We start from the raw sequence: 22,522 nt of genomic DNA, 5'->3' as shown, positions 1-22,522 counted from the left end.
ATAGCAAATGGCTCTACATCAAATATCACAGCATTTCAGCGGCAAAAGCGACCGTCCGTCCCTGCCGCAAACCGTGCACTGCGGCATCGTGGGCTCCGGCGATCTGGAAGTGTTGCTGGAACCCAAAGCCCTGGCAGGCGGAATCGACATCAGCATTTGTACGCCGGTCACCGGGTTCGACGCTATCTGGGAAATCGTCCTCACCCGTTTCCTGGATAACGGCCCGCTGGGCGATATGCAGGTCAGCATCAACGATAACAACGCGACGCCTGCGGTCGTGGCGTTACGAATTCAACAAGCATTACAACAGGCCATGCCGGGAGAAAACCATTATGAGTGATCTGCGTTTTCTGGAAGCCAGCGCTCGCGTTCGCGCCGAAGGGCTGGTGGATAAAGGCACATTTACCGAGCTTATCGGCCCGGCGGCAAAGCAGGTCAGCCCGCATCTGCCGGTGCTGGGCGAAGCGGTGGAGTTCGATGACGGCGTAGTTACCGGTATTGGCCTGCTCGGCCAGCATCCGGCCATCGTTATCTCGCAAGAAGGGCGTTTTATCGGCGGCTCCGTCGGCGAAGTCGGCGGCGCGAAGATGGTCGGCGCACTGATGCTGGCCGACGAACTGGCGGCGCAGAGCCGCGACCCGGCACGTCGCCCTGTCGTGCTTATCTCCTTTGAAACCGGCGGCGTGCGCCTGCATGAAGCCAACGCCGGTTTGCTCGCCCATGCCGAATGTATGGATATGCTGCAAACCCTGCGCGGTCGCGTACCGGTAGTGGCGCTGATCGGCAGCAAGATCGGCTGCTTCGGCGGTATGGGCTTTGTCGCCGCCGCGACGGATCTCATCGTCATGAGCGAATCAGGCCGCCTCGGGCTGACCGGGCCGGAAGTTATCGAGCAGGAGATGGGCCGCAGCGAGTTCGACGCCTCGGATCGCGCGCTGGTGTTCCGCACGACCGGCGGCAAGCACAAATACATCGTCGGCGACTGCAATTTCCTGATTGCCGATTCGCTGGATGCCTTCCACCAGCAGGCTGCGCAAATTGCCGATTTATCCTGGCCCGATATTGAAGCAATGCGCCGAATTGGCAGTGAGGCAAAAGTCCGCGCACAGATGGCGCTGACGCAGAAAATCAACGAGCTTGCGCCGACCGATGCGCGCGATGTGTGGGCGGCAGCAGGAAATCCTGCTCCGCAATCGCTGGTTGATATGAGCCTGGAGACCTTCCTGAGCAATGTCCAACGCCTGTCCGTGGAGGAAGCATGATGGAAAATTTACTCGGTCAGGGGCGCGCGGCTATCGACCTGATTGTCGATGAAGGCAGCTTTGCCGAAAACGCGCTGGCGGAACTCAACTTGCCCTGCGACGACTACGGCCCCGGAGCCGTTGTCGGCAGCGCACGCATCAACGGTGAAATCTGCACGGTGATCGCCAACGACGCCATGACCTTCAATCCGCGCTTCCCGGTCGTTTATGCGGGGATCATCGGTCTGGAAGAGGGCTACAAAATGGCGCTGGCGGTCTACCGCACGCTAGCGATGGATAAAGACAAGCCCGCAGGCGAAAAACGCCCGCTGGTGCTGATTGTCGATACACCGGGGAACGGGCCAGGCAAACTGGAAGAGATTATCGGCATGAATAAAGCAACCGGCGCGTATCAGCTGGCGCTGGCCGAAGCGCGCCATGCCGGGCACCCGATTATCGCTATGGTAATTGGTCGCGCCATTAGCGGCGCGTTTCTGTGCCACGGCCTGCAGGCCGACCATATCCTCAGCCTGACCTCAGAATTCGGCACCATGATTCACGTCATGCCACTAAGCAGCATCGCGCGTATTACGCGTCAGGATGTGGAACGCCTGAGCGAACTCTCCCGCAGCAACCCGGTCTTTGCGGCAGGTCCTGAGTTCTTCTGGCAACTGGGTGGCGTGGAGGAGTTAATCAAAACCATCCCAGCGATGAGAGAGGCAATTGTTCGGCATATTGGCGATGTGCGCCGGCAAAAACAGGACGTGGGTATTCAGGTCACCGGTCCGCAGGGCCGCGGGCTCTCCGGCGAAGAGCGCGGCGGCAGAAAAATGCGTGGCGTCATTCTGGCGCAGATGCACGATGAATATCAGCAAGTGGCGGCGCGTTATCTGCCCGACTGATATAGGGGGAAAAGTAATATGAACGATCCCATCGCCACGCTCGAATGGCTGGCCCAGGCGCAGCCCGGTATTCCTTCATTTGAAGAGATGCCGCGCCGGACGCTGAACGACAAAGGCATTGCCGGTCCTACGGCGGCGCACGTTATTGAAGAGATCCATACGCCGCTCAACCTGGCGCTGGTCACCTTCACTACCGGCAGCAGCGCGTTTCAGAATATCGTCGGCGTCACGCACAGCGAGCTAACGCTGCGCGCCGCCGCCGGAAAGCGGGCGCTGGCAGTATGCGGCGTCACCGAAGGGCAAAATGTACTGATGACCTACGCGCCGTTGGTCAACGTGTTTACTCGTCAGGCGCTGGATGAGAGCGGCCTTCGCTGGTCATTTTTATCTCGCTCCTGCCGGGACGTGCTACTGATCGCCCTGTGCCAGCAGTCGCCGGACGTGGTGGTGGGAGAGTCCTCATTTTTACGCGCTACCCTGGAGCAGGCGCTGAAGATGGATCTGGCGGACAGATTGCCAAAAAAGCTAACGCTGATAACGGCGGGAACGCCGTTGGATGAAGAGCTGGTTCCGCTGGCAGCTTCGCTGGGCTATGCGCTGCACGACATTTATGGCTGTCAGGAGTTCGGCTGGCTGGTGCTTGATGGCGTCCCGCTACGCGAGGATATTTCTCTGGTCCACGCTCCGCAGGGTGGCGACTGGCGGGAGGTCGTGGTGGGCGGTTTGCCGACTGGCGACAGTTTTCCCCTCGCTGCAAGCGGGCATCTTTGCAATCCGCAGGGGAAAATTCAGACCTGGAAGCGCCAGCGCACCACGCCGGAGTACGACATGGTGGTGATGGCAACCACTGCGCAAAGTCGAGAGATAGTTGAACGCACAGCGCGGACGATCTTGCGCATCAAGGGGCGAATTTGTCACGTCTCGACGCAGTTGAAAACCGAAGCTGGCGCAACGCATATCCGGCTCTGGCCAAAAACGATCCCCGGCGAATGTACTGCAGGAGTCGCGCCTGTCGATATTATCGGCCCGCAGGCAACGGCCCAGTTCGACGCTCTGCTACAGGCACAACGGGATTTGCAGCAGCAGGCGAAAAACGATCCGGCGTGGTGTAAAGCACGATGATGCCCCTGCAACGGCATACCCTGTGCTGGCTGGAACCTTCGGCGCTGGATGCTATTGCGGCACGGCTCGAGAGTACATTCAGCAAGCTTCCAGCCGAGCTTCGGCGACAAGTTCGGGAATGTCTGTTGAGCGGGTCGCTGCCGGGGATTGTGCGTCGTGGCGAACGGCATGAAGGGCTGACTCCACTGGGCTTTTGTTTCCCTCTGCGCTGGCAAGAGCGGCGTTTACGTCTGGCTACGGAGGTGGCGCCATCGGCAATAACGCGTACCTCAACGCCAGAGCAAACGGCCTCGCTTTCGGTTGCCGGATGCACTGATGCGATACGTGCATTTAATGCGTTAGCTCAGGGGTGGCGCTGGCCGGAAATTCAGCTCGGGGTATGGGGGTCGGTGGCACTGGAAATCGTTACCCCATGGCAATGGACTGATGCTCATTCCGATCTGGATATTCGTCTTGTTCCCAGCTCATTGATGGGCCTTAACGAATGCTGGGCCAGCGTATGCAATATAGAACGGCAATTTCAGTTACGTATCGATGGCGAGATGTGTTTATCCGATGGATACGCCATCAATATCAAAGAATGGTTCAGTGGAAGCTCAACTCTGCTGGCTAAAGGTGAGAATGATGTTCAATTAATATCGCGACAGCAGATCGCGGCAGCAATGAGAACATCTTTCCGTTAAATATATCAAAGGATATTAATATGTCAGAAGTTAAATCAAAAGTTCCGGGCGTGGTTGATGAAGTGAAAGCGGCAGCAGGGGATAAAATCGAAAAAGGCCAGGTGGTTATTGTGCTGGAAGCCATGAAAATGAAGATGCCTGTTGCTTCACCAGAGAGCGGAATATTAAAAACGCTCGCGGTTAATGCGGGAGACCGCATCAACCCAGGCATGGTATTATTTGAAATCGTTGCAGAGTAAAGTGAGTTAGCACGCATTTAATTAAAAAACAATGCGACATTCTATTGTGAGATTATTTCTATGTTAATGTCATATCAGTAAGCGCTTCGCTTGCTGATATGATAAATCATAGTGACTGAGAAAAATTGTGTTCTTATGAATGTCTGCAAATAAAAATCGCTATGCTAAAAGCCGCTGGTTTATTTTCTTATCATTTCCCCAATGCGGGTATCATCAAACCGCTTTGTGTTATTCGCTTTTAGTATGGATAGACAAAGAGAAACATCATGATTATTTACGGATTGATGTTAATGGGATTGTGCATGTTCGCCGGATTAATCATCGGCGATCTTCTGGGCCTGCTGCTGGGTATTTCGGCCAATATCGGCGGTATTGGCTTTGCCATGTTATTTCTGGTAGTCGCTTCGCAAAAGCTGGCGGAAAAAGGATTACTATCGAAACCGGCTGAACAAGGAGTCGGTTTCTGGAATGCAATGTATATTCCGATAGTCGTCGCTATGTCCGCAAACCAAAATGTTATTGCCGCGCTCAAAGGCGGTCCGGTTGCGCTCATTGCTGGACTGGGTGCCGTTTTCATTGGCTTCCTGCTGATTAAACCGTTAAGCAAAATCGGCGGTCGTGGCGTTCAGGGAAGTACCGCCGTTAGCGAGGAATGCAAATAATGGAGCAGCTTACAAAGATTCTTACCGGTAACTTCACCAGCAACGGCTTGATTACCGCCTTTGTCGTGGTGGGGATTGTGTGCTGGGCCGCAAGCTGGATCTCTACGCATCTGCTTCGCGGCAAGATTCATAGTTCGGCTATCGCCATCGTCGCCGGGCTACTGCTGGCGTGGCTTGGCGGGGAACTGACCGGCGGTAAAAAGGGCATTGCCGACATCAGCCTCTTCAGCGGTATTGCACTGATGGGCGGCGGCATGTTCCGCGATTTCGCCATCATCTCTACCGCCTTCGGCGTAAAGCTTGAAGAGCTGAAAAAAGCCGGGATTGCAGGCGCGCTGGCATTGGTTATCTCAACCGTGCTCTCTTTTTACCTTGGCGCAATTGTCGCATGGGCTTTTGGCTATACGGATGCTGTCAGTATGGCGACCATCGGTGCCGGGGCCGTGACCTTTATCGTTGGCCCGGTGACTGGCGCAGCGCTCGGCGCGAGCTCTGATGTTATTGCACTTAGCATCGCCGCTGGTGTCATTAAATCCATTGCCGTCATGATCTTAACGCCGCTGGTAGCGAAAGCCGCAGGTTTAAATTCACCAGCCGCCGCCATTGTTTACGGCGGATTAATGGGTTCCACCAGCGGGGTTGCCGCAGGTCTGGCCGCGACCGACCCCAAACTGGTTCCCTATGGCGCGATGACGGCGACGTTTTATACCGGGCTCGGATGTCTGCTGGCGCCATCAGCGCTCTATCTCTCTTTAACCCCCTTCTTTTAATAACACACGCCTGCTGCCATCGCGGCAGGCGCAAGGGAATTGTATGTATTCATTCCAGCGTATGAAACCAGGGCAAATTGCGCTTCTGGCCTCACTTTGTACACAAGAAGATGAAGAGAATTTTCGCCAGAAACTGCTGATCGATAAGCCTGAGCATAAGGTGGGTTTTGCTTTTATGACGGGAACGTCGGATGAGATAAAAACTAAGCTACAGCGCTGTGTCATTGGCTGTGCCTTTAAGCACCAGATTATTACCCGGCAGGAGACCGCCATCTTTACGCTATGCCAGGCCAGCCATCAGGCGCTTAGCCATGCCTTAGCCAACAACATTAATGGCGATCGTATCAGAATCAAAATCGCCTTGGTGAGTAATCCGCGATGGCTTGCCGTCTCTATTTACGGCGAAACGGTGGTTTATCAACGGCTAAGCCAGGAGCTCATGGGGTTTTCTCTGTGTCGTTTTTCTCCATCATAAGCTGCCTTGCATACATGCGGCACTCGGCTAACAAAGATAGCAGGCCTGGGTGGTTTTCCTGACTACGAGGGAAGACCAGCGAGATTTCCTGCTCCATCCGATAGGGTTCCTGCAACGGCAGCAGGCGAATTCCGCTTCTGAACAATCCGCTCATCCGCCCGGGGATCAAGGTATAACCCACTCCGGCATTAACCATACTCATCAATGAAAATACATCATGAACTCGAACGGTAATATCAGGGGTAAATCCGGCAATCTGAAACGCTTCCTGAAAACCTCGCCAGGTGGCAAAACCTTCGCTTAAGGCAATAAATTTTTTATTTTGCAGATGCCGTAAATCAACAGGCGTAGATAAACTGTCAGCATCCGTAACCGGTACCGCAAGGAAAATTGAATCAGAGAATATTGTCCATGTTTCGAATAGCTGAACGTTGTAATCATCGGGCGTCGAAATCAGGACTGCATCAATCTTCCCTTCGTTAAGGGCTTCTAGTAATTTCTTATTAGAGTTCATGATGAATTCAATCGTAAGATCCGGACAGCGTTTTTTTAGCCCCTGGACAATTTGTGGCGCAGTCTTTAATACAAGTGAATATAGTAATCCCAATCGTAGAACCTGAGTGTGATATCCAGAGGCTTCGCGAGTAAGATAAATACATCGCTCCATAGAGTTAATCACTTCGCGAGCTTGTTTCTGCATAACCCATGCGCCAGGCAAAGGATGAAGATTACGACCATTATGGGTAAACAAAGGACAGCGTAAATTATCCTCCAGTGAATGAAGAGCACGATGGACGCTAACGGATGAAATGTTCATCAGCTCTGCTGTTTTCGATATATTCATCGATTCCATATAGCTAAGGAAGATCTCGAGTTTCCGCAGAGTAATATCATTATTCAGCATATAAATATTCCCTTATTCAAGACAATATTTATAGTAAGAGAAATTAAGAGAATATTTTTTGAGCCAGATCGTTAAATCTGGCTCGGCTATAAATTCAATTATTGATAAGTCGGTAATACATTAAAACTCGACAGGAAATGCACGATGACGTTACCCAGACCGAACAGTAAAACCAGCGCAATCATTGGCTTTCCACCCCAAACGCGAAACAACGGGCTACCAAAACGTTTACGCGATGCGCGAGCTAACAGCGCCGGTACAATTGCCGCCCAGATTGTGGCTGCCAGACCCGCATATCCGATGGCATACAGGAAACCATTCGGCCACAGCAGGCCACCAATCATTGGCGGAACAAAGGTCAGAATCGCGGTTTTAAAACGACCCAGCGCGGAATCGTCGAAACCGAACAGATCTGCCAGATAGTCGAACAGGCCGAGGGTCACGCCGAGAAATGAGCTGGCAACGGCAAAGTTTGAGAACACGACCAACAGCAAATCCAGACTACGACTGTTCAGTACGCCACTCAGTGCCTGAACCAGCACATCAATATTACCGCCCTTCTGTGCAATGCCAACAAACTCTGGACGCGGGATATTACCCATCGTCACCAACAGCCAAACCACATACAGACCCAGCGCCAGCAACGTACCGTACACCAGGCACTTAACGATAGTGCGTGGATCCTTGCCGTAATACTTCATCAGGCTCGGCACGTTGCCGTGATAGCCAAAAGATGCCAGGCAGAAAGGCAGCGTCATCAGCAAGTACGGCATATATGAAGCATTTTGTTCGGCGACGTTAAACAATGTTGTCGGCTGAACGTGGCCCAGCAGGCTACCGAAGGTCAGAAAGAAGGTAATGACCTTGGCCCCCAAAACAATGGCCGTCATTCGACTCACCGCTTTAGTACTCAACCAGACGATAAACGCAACCAGCAAGGCAAAGCCAAAGCCAGCAGCCCGTGCCGGAACGTTCAACGACATTTCCGCAAAAGTATGATGCAGGATCGAGCCGCTGGCGGAGATATAGGCGTAGGTCAGAATATAAAGAACAAAGGCTATCGACACGCCATTAATCAGGTTCCAACCCTTACCAAGCAGATCTTTCGTGATGGTATCGAAGCTGGAACCAATCCGATAATTCAGGTTCGCTTCAAGGATCATCAACCCGGAATGCAGCATGCAAAACCAGGTAAAAACCAGCGCCGCTAGCGACCAGAAAAACCACGCACCGGACATGACCACCGGCAGCGAGAACATGCCCGCGCCAATAATTGTCCCGCCGATAATCACCACGCCGCCAAACAAGGACGGGCGGGTTGCCGTAGTGGTAAGTGTCGCCATTTGCCGAAATCTCCAGTCGAAAATACTTTATCTCATTATGAATGTGACGCACTGTACCAGTACATGAGTACAAAAGAAATAAAAAAAGCCCCAATCATAAAGATCGGGGCTGTATCATTTACTTTACGTTAGCGGATAATGCTAATTACGCATCGCCACCGAAACGACGACGGCCTGCTGAGTCATCACGACGCGGAGCAGCACCAGCATCATCGCGGCGCGGTGCGCGGTTACCACCGTCACGACGCTCGCCGCTGAAACGACGACCATCACCACGACCACCTTCACGACGCTCGCCGCTGAAACCACGGCCTTCACGACGTTCACCGCCGCCACCGAAGCTACGGCCACCTTCACGGCGTTCACCACCACGGCGTTCACCGCCACGGTCTGGACGCGGCTGAGCATCACCCAGCAGCTGCATGTTCATCGGCTTGTTCAGGATGCGAGTACGAGTAAAGTGCTGCAATACTTCGCCCGGCATACCTTTCGGCAGCTCGATAGTCGAGTGGGTACCGAACAGCTTGATGTTACCGATATAACGGCTGCTGATGTCGCCTTCATTGGCAATAGCACCAACGATATGACGAACTTCAACACCATCATCGCGACCAACTTCAATGCGGTACAGCTCCATATCGCCAACTTCACGACGCTCACGCTTCGGACGATCTTCGCCACTACGCTCAGGACGATCGCCACGCGGACCACGGTCATTGCGGTCGCCGCGACGTTCGAAACGATCGTCACGATCGCGGAACTCACGCTTAGGACGCATCGGCGCATCCGGCGGCAGGATCAGCGGACGCTCACCCTGAGCCATTTTCAGCAATGCTGCGGCCAGAGTTTCAACATCCAGCTCTTCGCCTTCAGCTGACGGCTGAATATTTGCCAGCAGCGCGCGGTACTGATCCAAATCGCTGCTTTCCAGCTGCTGCTGAACTTTCGCTGCGAATTTTTCCAGACGACGTTTGCCCAGCAGTTCTGCGTTCGGCAGCTCTACTTCTGGAATAGTCAGCTTCATAGTGCGTTCAATGTTACGCAGCAGACGACGCTCGCGGTTCTCAACGAACAGCAGAGCACGGCCCGCGCGACCCGCACGGCCGGTACGACCAATACGGTGAACGTAAGATTCTGAATCCATAGGGATATCGTAGTTAACAACCAGACTGATACGCTCAACGTCCAGACCACGTGCTGCCACGTCGGTTGCAATCAGAATATCCAGACGGCCATCTTTCAGACGTTCCAGAGTCTGCTCGCGCAGGGACTGGTTCATGTCACCGTTCAGCGCTGCGCTGTTATAACCGCTACGCTCCAGCGCTTCGGCCACTTCCAGGGTCGCGTTTTTGGTACGCACGAAAATAATCGCCGCATCAAAATCTTCCGCTTCCAGGAAACGCACCAGCGCTTCGTTTTTACGCATACCGTAAGCAGTCCAGTAGCTCTGGCTGATGTCCGGGCGAGTAGTGACGCTGGACTGGATGCGAACTTCCTGCGGCTCTTTCATAAAGCGGCGGGTGATACGACGAATCGCTTCCGGCATGGTGGCGGAGAACAGAGCGGTCTGATGACCTTCCGGGATCTGCGCCATAATAGTTTCTACGTCTTCGATAAAGCCCATGCGCAGCATTTCGTCAGCTTCATCCAGTACCAGACCGCTCAGTTTAGAGAGATCCAGCGTACCGCGTTTCAGGTGATCCAGCAGACGACCCGGGGTACCGACAACGATTTGTGGCCCCTGACGCAGTGCGCGTAGCTGCACGTCATAACGCTGGCCGCCGTAAAGGGCAACCACGTTTACGCCGCGCATATGTTTAGAAAAATCCGTCATTGCTTCAGCTACCTGTACCGCCAGTTCGCGGGTCGGTGCCAGCACCAGAATCTGTGGCGCTTTCAGCTCAGGATCAAGGTTGTTCAGCAGCGGTAAAGAAAACGCTGCGGTTTTACCGCTACCCGTCTGGGCCATACCCAGAACGTCACGGCCGCCCAGAAGATGCGGAATGCACTCAGCCTGGATCGGAGATGGTTTTTCGTAACCCAGATCGTTAAGCGCTTCAAGGATGGGAGCCTTCAGGCCCAGATCTGCAAAAGTGGTTTCGAATTCAGCCATGTAGTACGTGTGCCTCAAAATTAATGGCGGCCAGTCTACATAACTCATCGTGAAAATTTACGGTAATTTTCATTGAAAAGTGTGAACCGGCTCAAAGTAGGTGTATTAACGAACAACAACGCCCTCACCCGTTAAGGTGATGGCAATAAAAAAATTGGGCTGATGTGTTCGTCAGCTATTGCTGGTCCGATTCTGCCAGGTCATCTTGCTCCTGGCCCAAGAGCGATAATTCCAACAATGCGTATCGGTGCTCAACGTAGTTATGAACGTTGTTTGCGACCGCCAGTTTGAACAGTGCCGTAGCGCTGTCCTTGTCCCCCAGACTTAGGTAGTACTTACCTAAATAGAAGTTGGTTTCACTGAGATGCTCAGCGAGCGAGGTGTTATCCGTTGCGTCTGCCTTCAGACGGTCCATTAGCTCTTTTTCGCTAATGTCGCCAAGGTAGAACCCGACAATGTTCCATCCCCATTGTTCTTTGTCCGACTTGTCTAAGCGCTGTCTCAGTGCTTCAAGCGCCTGCTTCTCATCGAGCTTACGCTCAGCGAGATAAAGCCACAGGCTTCGGAAAGGATCATTGGGATCGTCTTGATAAAACGCCAGCAGATCATCTTGCGCTAACTTAGCACGACCACCGTAATACAGAGCGATGCCGCGATTTAAGTGCGCGTAGTTGTAAGTTGGATCAAGCTCAAGTACAGAATCAAACGCTTCATAGGCAGCGTCAAAATTGCCTGCCTGCGTTAAATAAATGCCTAAGTAATTGAATACTTCAGGCATATCTGGTCGGATTGCCAGCGCTTGTGAAAAATCATTTCGCGCTAATGCCCTCAGACCGAGACTATCATACAACACTCCGCGCTCATATAAAAGCTGTGCGCGTTCGTCATCGGTTAAAGCCCGACTGGCAAGAATTTGTTCCATGCGCGCCAGAATCACTTCTTGCTGCAAAGTCGGTTGCAATGGCACCGCGAGGACTGCGTCCTTACGCCAGGCAGAGTTGCTGCATCCTGCCAGCGTGAGAGCTGTCGCCACGAAACACCAGCGCAAAAAAGGCTTCATTTCCCACTCCCGAAGACAACGATTGGATGAACGTCCAGTTCCCCGGCTGCAAACAAGGCGTCCTGCCCGTAATACGCCCTCCGCAATGCGGAGGGCAAACGGCAACCTTACTCGCCCTGTTCAGCGGCCGGAGCTTCCGGCGCGCTCGCAGGCTGAGTTTGTTCAGTTGCTTCTTTAATGCTCAGACGGACACGGCCCTGGCGGTCAACTTCCAGAACTTTAACCGGTACTTCCTGACCCATCTGCAGGTAGTCAGTCACTTTCTCAACGCGCTTATCGGCGATTTGAGAAATATGAACCAGACCTTCTTTACCGCCGCCAATGGCAACAAACGCGCCAAAGTCAACGATACGGGTCACTTTACCATTGTAGATACGGCCAACTTCGATCTCAGCAGTGATCTCTTCGATACGACGGATAGCATACTTCGCTTTCTCACCGTCGGTCGCTGCGATCTTAACAGTACCGTCATCTTCGATTTCGATAGTAGTGCCGGTTTCTTCGGTCAGAGCACGAATAACAGAACCGCCTTTACCGATAACGTCTTTGATCTTGTCCGGGCTGATCTTAATAGTATGGATACGCGGAGCAAACTGAGAGATGTCGCCGCGCGGCGCGTTGATCGCCTGTTCCATCACGCCCAGGATGTGCAGACGCGCACCTTTAGCCTGGTTCAGAGCAACCTGCATGATCTCTTTGGTGATACCTTCAATTTTGATATCCATCTGCAGCGCAGAGATACCATCGCGGGTACCCGCCACTTTGAAGTCCATATCGCCCAGATGATCTTCATCGCCAAGGATGTCAGACAGAACAACAAAGTTCTCGCCTTCTTTCACCAGACCCATTGCGATACCCGCAACGGCGGCTTTAATCGGTACACCTGCGTCCATCAGCGCCAGAGAAGCACCACACACGGAAGCCATGGAAGAAGAACCATTGGATTCGGTGATTTCAGACACAACACGTACGGTGTACGGGAATTTGTCCAGATCCGGCATCACTGCCAGCACGCCGCGCTTCGCCAGACGACCATGACCGATTTCACGACGCTTCGGAGAACCAACCATGCCAGTCTCGCCTACGCAGTACGGAGGGAAGTTGTAGTGGAACAGGAAGTTGTCAGTGCGCTCGCCCATCAGCTCGTCGAGGTTCTGTGCATCACGGGTGGTGCCCAGGGTCGCGGTAACCAGCGCCTGAGTTTCGCCACGGGTGAACAGTGCAGAACCGTGAGTACGTGGCAGTACGCCAGTACGAACGTCCAGACCGCGGATCATGTCTTTTTCGCGACCATCGATACGCGGCTCGCCTGCCAGTACGCGGCTACGAACAACGTTTTTCTCGATAGCGTGCAGGATTTCACCCAGTTCGTTAGCGTCCAGGGTTTCATCTTCCGCAACCAGAGTAGCGATGGTTTCAGATTTGATCACGTCAACCTGAGCATAACGCTCTTGTTTGTCAGTGATGCGGTAAGCATCGCTCAGGCGTGCTTCAGCCAGCGCAGCAACGCGCGCATTCAGCGCTTCGTTTACAGCTTCAGGCTGCCAATCCCAGCGTGGTTTACCGACTTCTTTTACCAGGTCGTTGATCGCCTGGATAACAACCTGCTGCTGATCGTGACCAAACACAACAGCACCCAGCATCTGGTCTTCACTCAGCAGTTCCGCTTCGGATTCAACCATCAGCACAGCGCCTTCTGTACCGGCAACAACCAGGTTCAGCTTGCTTTCCTTCAGTTCGTCCTGAGTCGGGTTCAGTACGTACTGGTCATTGAGATAACCAACACGTGCAGCGCCGATAGGGCCGTTGAACGGAATGCCGGACAGGGAAAGGGCAGCGGATGCACCAATCATTGCCACGATATCCGGGTTAACCTGCGGGTTAACGGAAACGACAGTTGCAATAACCTGGACTTCGTTAACGAAGCCTTCCGGGAACAGCGGACGAACCGGGCGGTCAATCAGACGCGCGATCAGCGTTTCGCCTTCGCTCGGACGGCCTTCACGACGGAAGAAGCTACCCGGGATACGGCCAGCAGCGTAGGTACGCTCCTGATAGTTAACGGTCAGCGGAAAGAAGTCCTGGCCTGGTTTCGCTTTTTTCTGACCAACAACGGTAACAAATACCGCTGTGTCATCCATGCTTACCATTACAGCGGCAGTTGCCTGACGCGCCATCATGCCAGTTTCCAGCGTTACGGTATGTTGGCCGTACTGGAATTTACGAACGATCGGATTAAGCAAAGTTCTATCCTTTTTATATATCGATGACGTCGTATCCACGATACGATATCTAATGACCCGATCCCCTGCATCCTCGCGACTAATGACAACCTTTACCCGCCCCTGCGGATGAAGCCTCTCATTAGCCGCGCGAACCTCTGCACGAAGATCATTAATAGCAACAATACATGAGTTTCCAGTGAATTGCTGCCGCCCGGTCGAAAAAAGGGGCCGTGAGGCCCCTTTTCTGAAACTCGCAGAATTAGCGACGCAGACCCAGACGCTCGATCAGCGAAGAGTAACGTGCAACATCTTTACGTTTCAGGTAGTCGAGCAGTTTGCGACGCTGAGAAACCATACGCAGCAGACCACGACGGCTGTGGTGATCTTTTTTGTGCTCTGCAAAGTGACCTTGCAGGTGGTTGATCTGTGCAGTCAGCAGGGCGACCTGAACTTCAGTAGAACCGCTGTCGTTTTCGCCACGACCAAACTCAGAAACGATTTTTGCTTTAGCTTCAACGCTTAGAGACATTTTCAAACTCCAAAATTAAAAGAAAGAAAGGGTGCCGATCTCTAATTCAGCAACCCCTGATATAACACCCGAAAATGTTAAAACACTTTGGCGGGCATTAAGCGGCGATATTCTACTCGCAGCAGCCTTTTATCGCAAGAAAAGCACTCAGGCAGGGTATTCAACCACCAGCCGACGGGGAGCCACACGGCCTTCGTCGTCAATCTCACCCATGCCAAGAAACTTTTCTTCTTCACCTTCGGTTACGCGAACTAATCCGTGCAGCCCCGCGCCCGAGGTACGAACGGGGTTACCGTTTTTAAAGTATACTGCCGAAGTTTCCGGAATATTAACCAGCGGATAATCCGAAGCGGGACTGTCCATTGGCATCAGTAACGGGTCCAAAAGCTGCGCTGCTGGAATATCTTGCGTATTAGCCTGCTCAACCAGAGCCTGCAGCTGCTCCAGTGTCACCATCCGCTCAACCGGGTATTTACTGACCGCAAGACGACGCAGGAAAATCACATGCGCACCGCAGCCAAGTTTTTCACCTAGATCATCGATAATTGTACGAATGTAGGTACCTTTAGAACAGTGAATTTCCAGCTCAAGTTCATCACCTTCATGACGGATGAACAGTAGCTCATAGACTGTAATTGGTCGTGATTCACGCGGTACTTCAATCCCCTGACGGGCATATTCGTACAGTTTTTTCCCCTGGTATTTCAGCGCCGAATACATCGACGGCACCTGCTGGGTTTCCCCACGGAAGCTGTCGAGTGTCGCAGCAAGCTGTTCCGCGCTAAAGGTCATCGCACGTTCTTCCACGACCTGCCCATCGGCATCAGAAGTATCAGTACGCTGACCAAGCTTAGCAATCACGCGGTAGCGCTTATCGGAATCCAGCAGATACTGGGAAAACTTGGTCGCTTCCCCAAGGCAAATCGGCAGCATACCGGTCGCAAGCGGATCCAGTGCACCAGTGTGCCCGGCCCGGTTGGCGTTATAAATACGTTTTACTTTCTGTAGCACGTCGTTACTAGACGCACCTTGCGGTTTATCCAGCAACAACACGCCGTGCACATCACGACCGCGACGACGAGGACGACTCATTAGTCCTCCTTGCTGTCGTCCGGGTTCACACGACGTTCATCATCATGCTTCACCACGCTGGTTACCAGATTCGACATGCGCATCCCTTCTACTAATGAGTTGTCGTAGAAGAACGTCAGCTCAGGAACGATACGCAGGCGCATTGCTTTCCCCAGCAGCGAGCGGATAAAACCGGATGCTTCCTGCAACGCTTTGATACCCGCTTTTACAGCGGCTTCATCCTGGTCGTTCAGAAAGGTAACAAACACTTTGGCATAGGCCAGATCGCGAGACATTTCCACGCCGGAAACGGTCGTCATCATGCCCAGGCGCGGGTCTTTAATTTCGCGCTGCAGGATGATAGCAATCTCTTTTTGCATCTCCTGAGCTACGCGCTGCGGGCGACCAAATTCTTTCGCCATAATAAATTCTCCAGACAAATAAGGGGGCCACGCGGCCCCCTTTAATTTTGTATAACCGGGTGGCGCTGCGCTTCCCCGGCCTACTAAACGATTAATCGATGGTACGTTGAATCTCGATAATTTCGAACACTTCGATCATATCGCCAACGCGAACGTCGTTGTAGTTCTTAACACCGATACCACATTCCATGCCGTTACGGACTTCGTTAACGTCATCTTTGAAGCGACGCAGGGATTCCAGCTCGCCTTCATAGATAACAACGTTGTCACGCAGTACGCGGATTGGGTTATGACGTTTAATCGTCCCTTCGGTAACCATACAGCCCGCGATGGCACCGAATTTCGGTGATTTGAACACATCACGCACTTCAGCAAGACCAATAATCTGCTGTTTCAGTTCCGGAGACAGCATGCCGCTCATTGCCGCTTTAACTTCATCGATCAGATGATAAATGACGGAGTAGTAGCGCAGATCCAGACTTTCCGCGTCGATAACTTTACGAGCAGATGCATCGGCACGTACGTTAAAGCCAACCAGAATAGCGTTGGATGCAGCCGCCAGGGTTGCGTCGGTTTCGGTGATACCACCTACGCCGGAACCGATAATCTTCACTTTCACTTCGTCGGTAGACAGTTTCAGTAAAGAATCGGAGATCGCTTCCACAGAACCCTGAACGTCCGCTTTCAGTACGACGTTCACTTCGTGAACTTCGCCTTCGGTCATGTTAGCAAACATGTTCTCGAGTTTAGACTTCTGCTGACGCGCCAGCTTAACTTCGCGGAATTTACCCTGACGATACAACGCAACTTCACGCGCTTTTTTCTCGTCACGAACAACGGTCACTTCATCACCGGCAGCCGGAACACCGGACAGACCGAGGATTTCAACCGGAATGGACGGACCCGCTTCCAGTACTTCCTGACCCAGTTCGTTACGCATTGCACGAACGCGACCATACTCGAAGCCACACAGAACGATATCGCCCTTATGCAGCGTACCTTCACGAACCAGAACGGTAGCAACCGGACCACGACCTTTATCAAGGAAGGATTCGATAACCGCGCCGCTCGCCATACCATTGCGAACCGCTTTCAGTTCCAGAACTTCAGCCTGCAGCAGGATAGCATTCAGCAAATCGTCAATACCGGTACCCGCTTTTGCAGATACAGGGATGAACTGCGCTTCGCCGCCCCACTCTTCCGGCATAACACCGTACTGGGACAGTTCGTTCTTAACGCGATCCATATCGGCTTCTGGTTTGTCGATTTTGTTTACCGCAACAACTAAAGGAACCTGCGCCGCTTTCGCGTGCTGGATAGCTTCAATAGTCTGCGGCATAACGCCATCATCGGCAGCAACAACCAGAACAACAATATCTGTCGCCTGCGCACCACGAGCACGCATGGAAGTAAATGCGGCGTGACCCGGGGTATCCAGGAAGGTGATCATACCGTTATCAGTTTCAACGTGATAAGCACCGATATGCTGGGTAATACCACCCGCTTCGCCGGATGCGACTTTAGTTGAACGAATATAGTCAAGCAGAGAAGTTTTACCGTGGTCGACGTGACCCATGATGGTCACAACCGGTGCCCGCGGTTCAGCCGCAGCGCCAGTATCACGGTCGCTCATTACCGCTTCTTCCAGCTCATTCTCACGACGCAGGGTCACTTTGTGGCCCATTTCTTCGGCAACCAGCTGTGCTGTTTCCTGGTCGATGACCTGGTTGATGGTAGCCATTGCGCCCAATTTCATCATTGCTTTGATGACCTGAGAGCCTTTGACTGCCATTTTGTTCGCCAGATCGCCAACAGTGATGGTTTCGCCAATCACAACATCACGGTTAACTGCCTGAGCTGGCTTCTGGAAACCTTGTTGCAGAGCAGAACCTTTACGATGCTTGCCGCCTTTGCCACCGCGAACAGCAGCACGGGCTTCTTCACGATCGGCTTTAGACTCAGCGTGTTTATTACCTTTCTTCGCCGGACGCGCAGCCTTAGTACTGCGGGTACGACCACGACCACCTTCTACTTCACGATCGTTATCATCTTCAGCCTGACGCGCATGCTGAGAAGTCGTTACGTGATAGTCGGTAGTTTCTTCAGGGGTTTCTGGAGTTTCAGTCCAGTTCTTTTCATTTTCTTGAGCCATACGGCGTGCTTCTTCCGCTACACGGCGCGCTTCTTCTTCAAGTTTGCGGCGTGCTTCTTCTTCCGATTTGCGCTTCAGCTCCGCAGCTTCGTTCTCGCGGCGGGACTTCTCAGCCTGGGCGGTTTTGGTCATATCGTCGGTTTGTTGATTGCTCACTTTGTCTTTTTCCGCGGCTTCACGTTTCGCTTTCTCAGCGAGTTCACGTTTAGCTTGTTCTGCGGCCTCACGTTCAGCTTTTAATTGCGCCTCGCGTTTGGCCGATTCTTCTGCCTCACGACGGGCTTGCTCTTCCGCTTCACGCTGCGCCTGCTCTTCCGCGGCAAGGCGTTCAGCCTCTTGCGGATCGCGTTTCACAAAGGTGCGTTTCTTGCGGACTTCGATTTGTACCGATTTACTCTTTCCACCGGTACCTGGAATATTTAACGTGCTGCGCGTTTTGCGCTGCAGCGTCAGCTTGTCGGGCGCCGAGCCGTGTTCACGGTTCAGGTGCGTCAACAAGGTTTGCTTCTCTTGCGCGGTCACAGAATCATCAACCGATTTGCGAATCCCTGCATCAGCAAATTGCTGTATCAGGCGATCCACAGAGGTCTGAATTTCTGAGGCCAGCGCTTTAATGGTCACATCTGTCATGCTGTTCCTTCCTGCTACAGTTTATTACGCTTCGTCGCCGAACCAACAAATATTACGTGCGGCCATGATGAGCTCTCCGGCTTTTTCGTCAGTTAAGCCTTCGATATCAGCCAGATCATCAATGCCCTGCTCGGCGAGATCTTCCAGCGTACAAACACCACGGGCAGCCAGGGTAAATGCCAGAGAACGATCCAAACCTTCCAGATTCAATAAATCATCTGCAGGTTTGCTGTCTCCCAGGCTTTCTTCCTTAGCCAGCGCCAGCGTGGTCAGCGCATTTTTCGCACGCTCACGAAGTGCTTCAACGGTGGATTCATCCAGACCGTCAATTTCTAGCAGTTCTTTCATTGGCACGTAGGCCAGTTCTTCCAGAGTGGCGAAACCTTCTTCAACCAGCAGTGTGGCGAAATCTTCATCAATATCAAGATATTTAGTGAAGGTATCAATTGCTGCATGGGCTTCAGCCTGATGCTTAGCCTGTAGGTCGTCAACGGTCATAACGTTGAGTTCCCAACCACTCAGTTGCGAAGCAAGACGCACGTTTTGACCATTACGACCAATCGCCTGCGCCAGATTGCCTGCTTCGACTGCGATATCCATGGTGTGTTTGTCTTCATCTACCACGATAGACGCAACGTCAGCCGGTGCCATCGCGTTAATCACGAACTGCGCCGGATTATCGTCCCAAAGAACGATATCGATACGTTCACCACCCAGCTCAGTTGAAACTGCCTGAACGCGCGCACCGCGCATACCTACACAAGCACCAACCGGGTCAATACGCTTGTCGTTGGTTTTCACTGCGATTTTAGCACGAGAGCCAGGGTCGCGAGCGGCGGCTTTAATTTCGAGAACTTCTTCACCAATTTCTGGAACCTCAATGCGGAACAATTCGATCAGCATTTCTGGTTTAGAACGGGTGACAAACAGCTGAGCGCCGCGTGCTTCTGGGCGTACTGCATACAGTACACCACGGATACGATCGCCCGGACGGAAGTTTTCACGCGGCAGCATATCTTCACGCAGGATCACAGCTTCAGCATTACTGCCCAGATCCAGCGTAATATTGTCGCGATTCACCTTTTTCACTACGCCGGTGATAATTTCACCTTCGTGCTCACGGAACTGATCGACGACCATTGCACGCTCGGCTTCACGCACTTTTTGTACGATAACCTGCTTCGCTGTCTGTGTAGTGATACGGTCAAAAGTGACGGATTCGATCTGATCTTCGACGTAGTCGCCAGGATTCATGCTTTCGTCTTCGTAGCGTGCAGCTTCCAGCGTGATCTCACGAGTCGGCATTGTCACTTCTTCGACGACCAACCAGCGACGGTAGGTATCGAAATCACCGCTTTTACGGTCGATTTCTACGCGAACATCGATCTCTTGCTCGTATTTTTTCTTGGTAGCCGTTGCTAGCGCACTTTCCAACGCTTCAAAAATCTTCTCACGTGGCAGCGCCTTTTCGTTGGAAACGGCTTCAACAACAGCCAAAATTTCTTTGTTCATCGGGGCCTTTCACCTCAATCCAGACTGTTAAAAGTGGGGAACCAGGTTCGCCTTCTGGATGTTACTCAGCGCGAACACTTCATCTTTGCCTTCGACGGTTACCGTGATCATCTCACCGTCTACCGCTTTGATAATGCCCTGCCATTTGCGTCGGTTTTGTACCGCCATGCGCAGAACCAGCGAAACCTCTTCACCGGAGAAACGCTCATAGTGTTCGGCGGTAAACATTGGACGCTCAAGACCTGGGGAAGAAACCTCCAGGTTATAAGCGACGGTGATCGGGTCTTCGACATCCATGACAGCACTGACCTGGTGGCTCACATCAGCACAATCATCAACATTGATGCCATTTTCACTATCAATATAGATGCGCAGTGTGGATGTGCGACTGCGAATAAATTCGATGCCAACCAGCTCAAAGCCAAGCGCTTCAACTGGCGCAGTGAGCATCTCTGTTAATTTTTGCTCTAATGTGGACAAACCCACCCCCAAGACATAAAAAAAGGGCGTATAGCCCAGTTATTCTGAAGTCAGATAACAAAAAACCCCGATAAATCGGGGCTTTAGATAACTGAACCCTGAGATCGCAACTGCGATCTGGAACACTTTCCAGAAGAATTCTTTCAAATTCGGCTACGAAGGACCCGGTCCTCACAGTATATTTGAAAAAGTACTTAATGGGAAAGTGGTTGCGGGGGCCGGATTTGAACCGACGACCTTCGGGTTATGAGCCCGACGAGCTACCAGGCTGCTCCACCCCGCGCCTGAAACGTGGCATATTTTACTCGCTTTGAGTAAAAGACGCAAATACTGCTGGGATTTGGTACCGAGGACGGGACATAAAATCGTGGTGAATTGTATTGATACATCATATATTTTGTCAACATGAATTTCACATTACCCGGTTTTCGTTTGTACTGGTATTTCAGGGGTTTTTTAGTAAAAAGACAATCAGCCCCTTCCTGTCTCCAGCAAAAGATGATTAAATGAAAACTCACAATTAATGCATAAACATGCAATTAAGATTGTTGAGTCGAACTCACCACAGTCTATCTAGCAGGGTTTTATTTTATGACGACGATTCTCAAGCATCTCCCGGTTGGTCAACGTATTGGTATCGCTTTCTCTGGTGGACTGGATACCAGTGCCGCACTGCTTTGGATGCGCAAAAAAGGCGCAGTCCCTTATGCATATACCGCCAACCTCGGCCAGCCAGACGAAGACGATTATGATGCCATTCCTCGTCGTGCTAAAGAATATGGTGCAGAAGGCGCTCGTCTGATCGACTGCCGTAAGCAACTGGTCGCTGAAGGCATCGCCGCCATTCAGTGTGGTGCATTTCATAACACCACCGGTGGATTGACCTACTTTAACACGACGCCTTTGGGTCGCGCTGTCACTGGCACCATGCTGGTTGCCGCGATGAAAGAAGATGGTGTAAACATCTGGGGCGACGGTAGCACCTATAAAGGCAACGATATCGAACGCTTCTATCGTTATGGCCTGCTAACCAACGCCGAGCTGCAAATTTACAAACCATGGCTGGATAGCGACTTTATCGATGAGTTAGGCGGCCGCCTGGAAATGTCCGAGTTTATGATTTCCTGTGGCTTCGATTACAAAATGTCCGTTGAAAAAGCCTACTCCACTGACTCCAATATGCTGGGCGCGACGCACGAAGCCAAGGACCTTGAATTTCTGAACTCCAGCGTCAAAATTGTTAATCCAATCATGGGTGTTAAGTTCTGGGATGAGAGCGTGAAGATCCCAGCAGAAGAAGTCACCGTTCGTTTTGAACAGGGTCATCCAGTGGCGTTGAACGGACAGACCTTCAGTGATGACGTTGAGCTGATGATGGAAGCTAACCGTATCGGCGGTCGTCACGGTTTGGGTATGAGCGACCAGATTGAAAACCGTATTATCGAAGCGAAGAGCCGCGGAATTTATGAAGCACCGGGAATGGCGCTGCTGCATATTGCGTACGAGCGTCTGCTGACCGGTATCCATAACGAAGATACTATTGAGCAATATCACGCACACGGTCGCCAGTTGGGCCGTCTGTTGTATCAAGGTCGCTGGTTCGATTCCCAAGCATTGATGCTGCGTGATGCGTTGCAGCGCTGGGTAGCAAGCCAAATTACTGGCGAAGTTACTCTTGAGCTACGTCGCGGTAACGACTATTCCATCCTTAACACCGTCTCTGACAACCTGACCTACAAAGCAGAGCGACTGACCATGGAAAAAGGTGATTCGATGTTCTCTGCCGAAGACCGTATCGGTCAGTTGACGATGCGTAATCTGGATATTACCGATACCCGTGAGAAGCTGTTTGGTTATGCGCAGTCTGGTTTGCTGACCGCATCTTCCGCCACTGGTTTACCGCAGGTGGAAAATCTGGAAAACAAGAGCAAGTAACCAACCTGATAAAACACAGAAGGCCGCATCTGCGGCCTTTTTTATGCACGAA

General features: G+C 52.3%; 22 protein-coding genes and 1 tRNA gene. 10 read left to right on the top strand and 13 right to left on the bottom strand.

Annotated features, from left to right (window positions below; genetic code table 11):
• The first annotated feature begins 7 nt into the window (after positions 1-7).
• The 9 genes from mdcC (at position 8) to HV213_RS03200 (ending at position 6,094) form a co-directional block, all read left to right on the top strand.
• Positions 8-340 carry a malonate decarboxylase acyl carrier protein gene (gene mdcC, locus HV213_RS03240; RefSeq protein ID WP_110272885.1) on the top strand — a complete coding sequence of 111 codons (333 nt, stop codon included), beginning with the start codon at positions 8-10 and terminating at the stop codon, positions 338-340.
• The gene (locus HV213_RS03235; protein ID WP_181484740.1) at positions 333-1,262 is read left to right on the top strand and encodes a biotin-independent malonate decarboxylase subunit beta; all 930 of its coding nucleotides are present in this window, start codon (positions 333-335) and stop codon (positions 1,260-1,262) included. Before mdcC ends, HV213_RS03235 begins: the two co-directional genes overlap by 8 nt.
• Complete coding sequence (gene mdcE, locus HV213_RS03230; protein WP_181486323.1) at positions 1,262-2,143, top strand: biotin-independent malonate decarboxylase subunit gamma; 882 nt, start codon at positions 1,262-1,264, stop codon at positions 2,141-2,143. Before HV213_RS03235 ends, mdcE begins: the two co-directional genes overlap by 1 nt.
• Positions 2,144-2,161: 18 nt before the next feature.
• Positions 2,162-3,265 (top strand): acyl carrier protein, encoded by a 1,104-nt coding sequence (locus HV213_RS03225; RefSeq protein WP_181484739.1) that lies wholly within the window; start codon positions 2,162-2,164, stop codon positions 3,263-3,265.
• Positions 3,262-3,948, top strand: a complete 687-nt coding sequence (gene mdcG, locus HV213_RS03220) for a malonate decarboxylase holo-[acyl-carrier-protein] synthase (protein ID WP_181484738.1) — start codon at positions 3,262-3,264, stop codon at positions 3,946-3,948. Before HV213_RS03225 ends, mdcG begins: the two co-directional genes overlap by 4 nt.
• A gap of 20 nt (positions 3,949-3,968) precedes the next feature.
• Positions 3,969-4,187, top strand: a complete 219-nt coding sequence (locus HV213_RS03215) for an acyl-CoA carboxylase biotin carboxyl carrier protein subunit (RefSeq protein ID WP_181484737.1) — start codon at positions 3,969-3,971, stop codon at positions 4,185-4,187.
• Between the two features lie 266 nt (positions 4,188-4,453).
• Complete coding sequence (gene madL / locus HV213_RS03210) at positions 4,454-4,849, top strand: malonate transporter subunit MadL (protein WP_181484736.1); 396 nt, start codon at positions 4,454-4,456, stop codon at positions 4,847-4,849.
• Positions 4,849-5,619, top strand: a complete 771-nt coding sequence (gene madM / locus HV213_RS03205; RefSeq protein WP_181484735.1) for a malonate transporter subunit MadM — start codon at positions 4,849-4,851, stop codon at positions 5,617-5,619. Before madL ends, madM begins: the two co-directional genes overlap by 1 nt.
• A gap of 43 nt (positions 5,620-5,662) precedes the next feature.
• On the top strand, positions 5,663-6,094 hold the full coding sequence (locus HV213_RS03200) for a HutP family protein (RefSeq protein WP_181484734.1): 432 nt from the start codon (positions 5,663-5,665) through the stop codon (positions 6,092-6,094).
• Here HV213_RS03200 and HV213_RS03195 read toward each other — a convergent pair.
• The 13 genes from HV213_RS03195 to HV213_RS03135 form a co-directional block, all read right to left on the bottom strand.
• Positions 6,057-6,998, bottom strand: coding sequence for a LysR family transcriptional regulator (locus HV213_RS03195; protein ID WP_112213573.1), 942 nt, complete (start codon positions 6,996-6,998; stop codon positions 6,057-6,059). The two genes, HV213_RS03200 and HV213_RS03195, sit on opposite strands and share 38 nt — an antisense overlap.
• Before the next feature lie 98 nt (positions 6,999-7,096).
• A complete protein-coding gene (gene mtr / locus HV213_RS03190) occupies positions 7,097-8,341 on the bottom strand; it encodes a tryptophan permease (protein ID WP_181484733.1) in 1,245 nt (414 codons plus the stop codon).
• Positions 8,342-8,486: 145 nt separating this feature from the next.
• Positions 8,487-10,454, bottom strand: coding sequence for a DEAD/DEAH family ATP-dependent RNA helicase (locus tag HV213_RS03185; protein WP_181484732.1), 1,968 nt, complete (start codon positions 10,452-10,454; stop codon positions 8,487-8,489).
• Complete coding sequence (yrbN, locus tag HV213_RS03180) at positions 10,447-10,527, bottom strand: protein YrbN (protein ID WP_085903200.1); 81 nt, start codon at positions 10,525-10,527, stop codon at positions 10,447-10,449. The genes HV213_RS03185 and yrbN overlap by 8 nt, the downstream gene beginning before the upstream one ends.
• Before the next feature lie 102 nt (positions 10,528-10,629).
• The gene (gene nlpI / locus HV213_RS03175) at positions 10,630-11,514 is read right to left on the bottom strand and encodes a lipoprotein NlpI (RefSeq protein ID WP_110272873.1); all 885 of its coding nucleotides are present in this window, start codon (positions 11,512-11,514) and stop codon (positions 10,630-10,632) included.
• Between the two features lie 107 nt (positions 11,515-11,621).
• Positions 11,622-13,757 (bottom strand): polyribonucleotide nucleotidyltransferase, encoded by a 2,136-nt coding sequence (gene pnp / locus HV213_RS03170; protein ID WP_181484731.1) that lies wholly within the window; start codon positions 13,755-13,757, stop codon positions 11,622-11,624.
• Between the two features lie 241 nt (positions 13,758-13,998).
• The gene (gene rpsO / locus HV213_RS03165) at positions 13,999-14,268 is read right to left on the bottom strand and encodes a 30S ribosomal protein S15 (RefSeq protein ID WP_004106090.1); all 270 of its coding nucleotides are present in this window, start codon (positions 14,266-14,268) and stop codon (positions 13,999-14,001) included.
• 147 nt (positions 14,269-14,415) lie between these two features.
• Positions 14,416-15,360 (bottom strand): tRNA pseudouridine(55) synthase TruB, encoded by a 945-nt coding sequence (truB, locus tag HV213_RS03160; RefSeq protein ID WP_181484730.1) that lies wholly within the window; start codon positions 15,358-15,360, stop codon positions 14,416-14,418.
• The gene (gene rbfA / locus HV213_RS03155; RefSeq protein WP_110272870.1) at positions 15,360-15,761 is read right to left on the bottom strand and encodes a 30S ribosome-binding factor RbfA; all 402 of its coding nucleotides are present in this window, start codon (positions 15,759-15,761) and stop codon (positions 15,360-15,362) included. Before rbfA ends, truB begins: the two co-directional genes overlap by 1 nt.
• Positions 15,762-15,852: 91 nt before the next feature.
• On the bottom strand, positions 15,853-18,543 hold the full coding sequence (infB, locus tag HV213_RS03150) for a translation initiation factor IF-2 (RefSeq protein WP_112213568.1): 2,691 nt from the start codon (positions 18,541-18,543) through the stop codon (positions 15,853-15,855).
• 24 nt (positions 18,544-18,567) lie between these two features.
• On the bottom strand, positions 18,568-20,055 hold the full coding sequence (nusA, locus tag HV213_RS03145) for a transcription termination factor NusA (protein WP_110272868.1): 1,488 nt from the start codon (positions 20,053-20,055) through the stop codon (positions 18,568-18,570).
• 27 nt (positions 20,056-20,082) lie between these two features.
• Positions 20,083-20,535: a ribosome maturation factor RimP gene (gene rimP, locus HV213_RS03140; RefSeq protein WP_142512701.1), complete on the bottom strand. Its 453-nt coding sequence runs from the start codon at positions 20,533-20,535 to the stop codon at positions 20,083-20,085.
• 206 nt (positions 20,536-20,741) lie between these two features.
• Positions 20,742-20,818: transfer RNA gene (locus tag HV213_RS03135), tRNA-Met, on the bottom strand.
• 308 nt (positions 20,819-21,126) lie between these two features.
• Here HV213_RS03135 and argG point away from each other — a divergent pair.
• Entirely contained in the window at positions 21,127-22,470 is a 1,344-nt protein-coding gene (gene argG / locus HV213_RS03130; RefSeq protein ID WP_181484729.1) for an argininosuccinate synthase, read from the top strand.
• The last annotated feature ends 52 nt before the right edge of the window (positions 22,471-22,522 follow it).

The organism is Klebsiella sp. RHBSTW-00484 (assembly GCF_013705725.1).
Lineage (GTDB): Bacteria > Pseudomonadota > Gammaproteobacteria > Enterobacterales > Enterobacteriaceae > Klebsiella.
The sequence above is the reverse complement of the archived record's forward strand: the minus strand, read 5'-3'. Positions and strand labels throughout refer to the sequence as shown.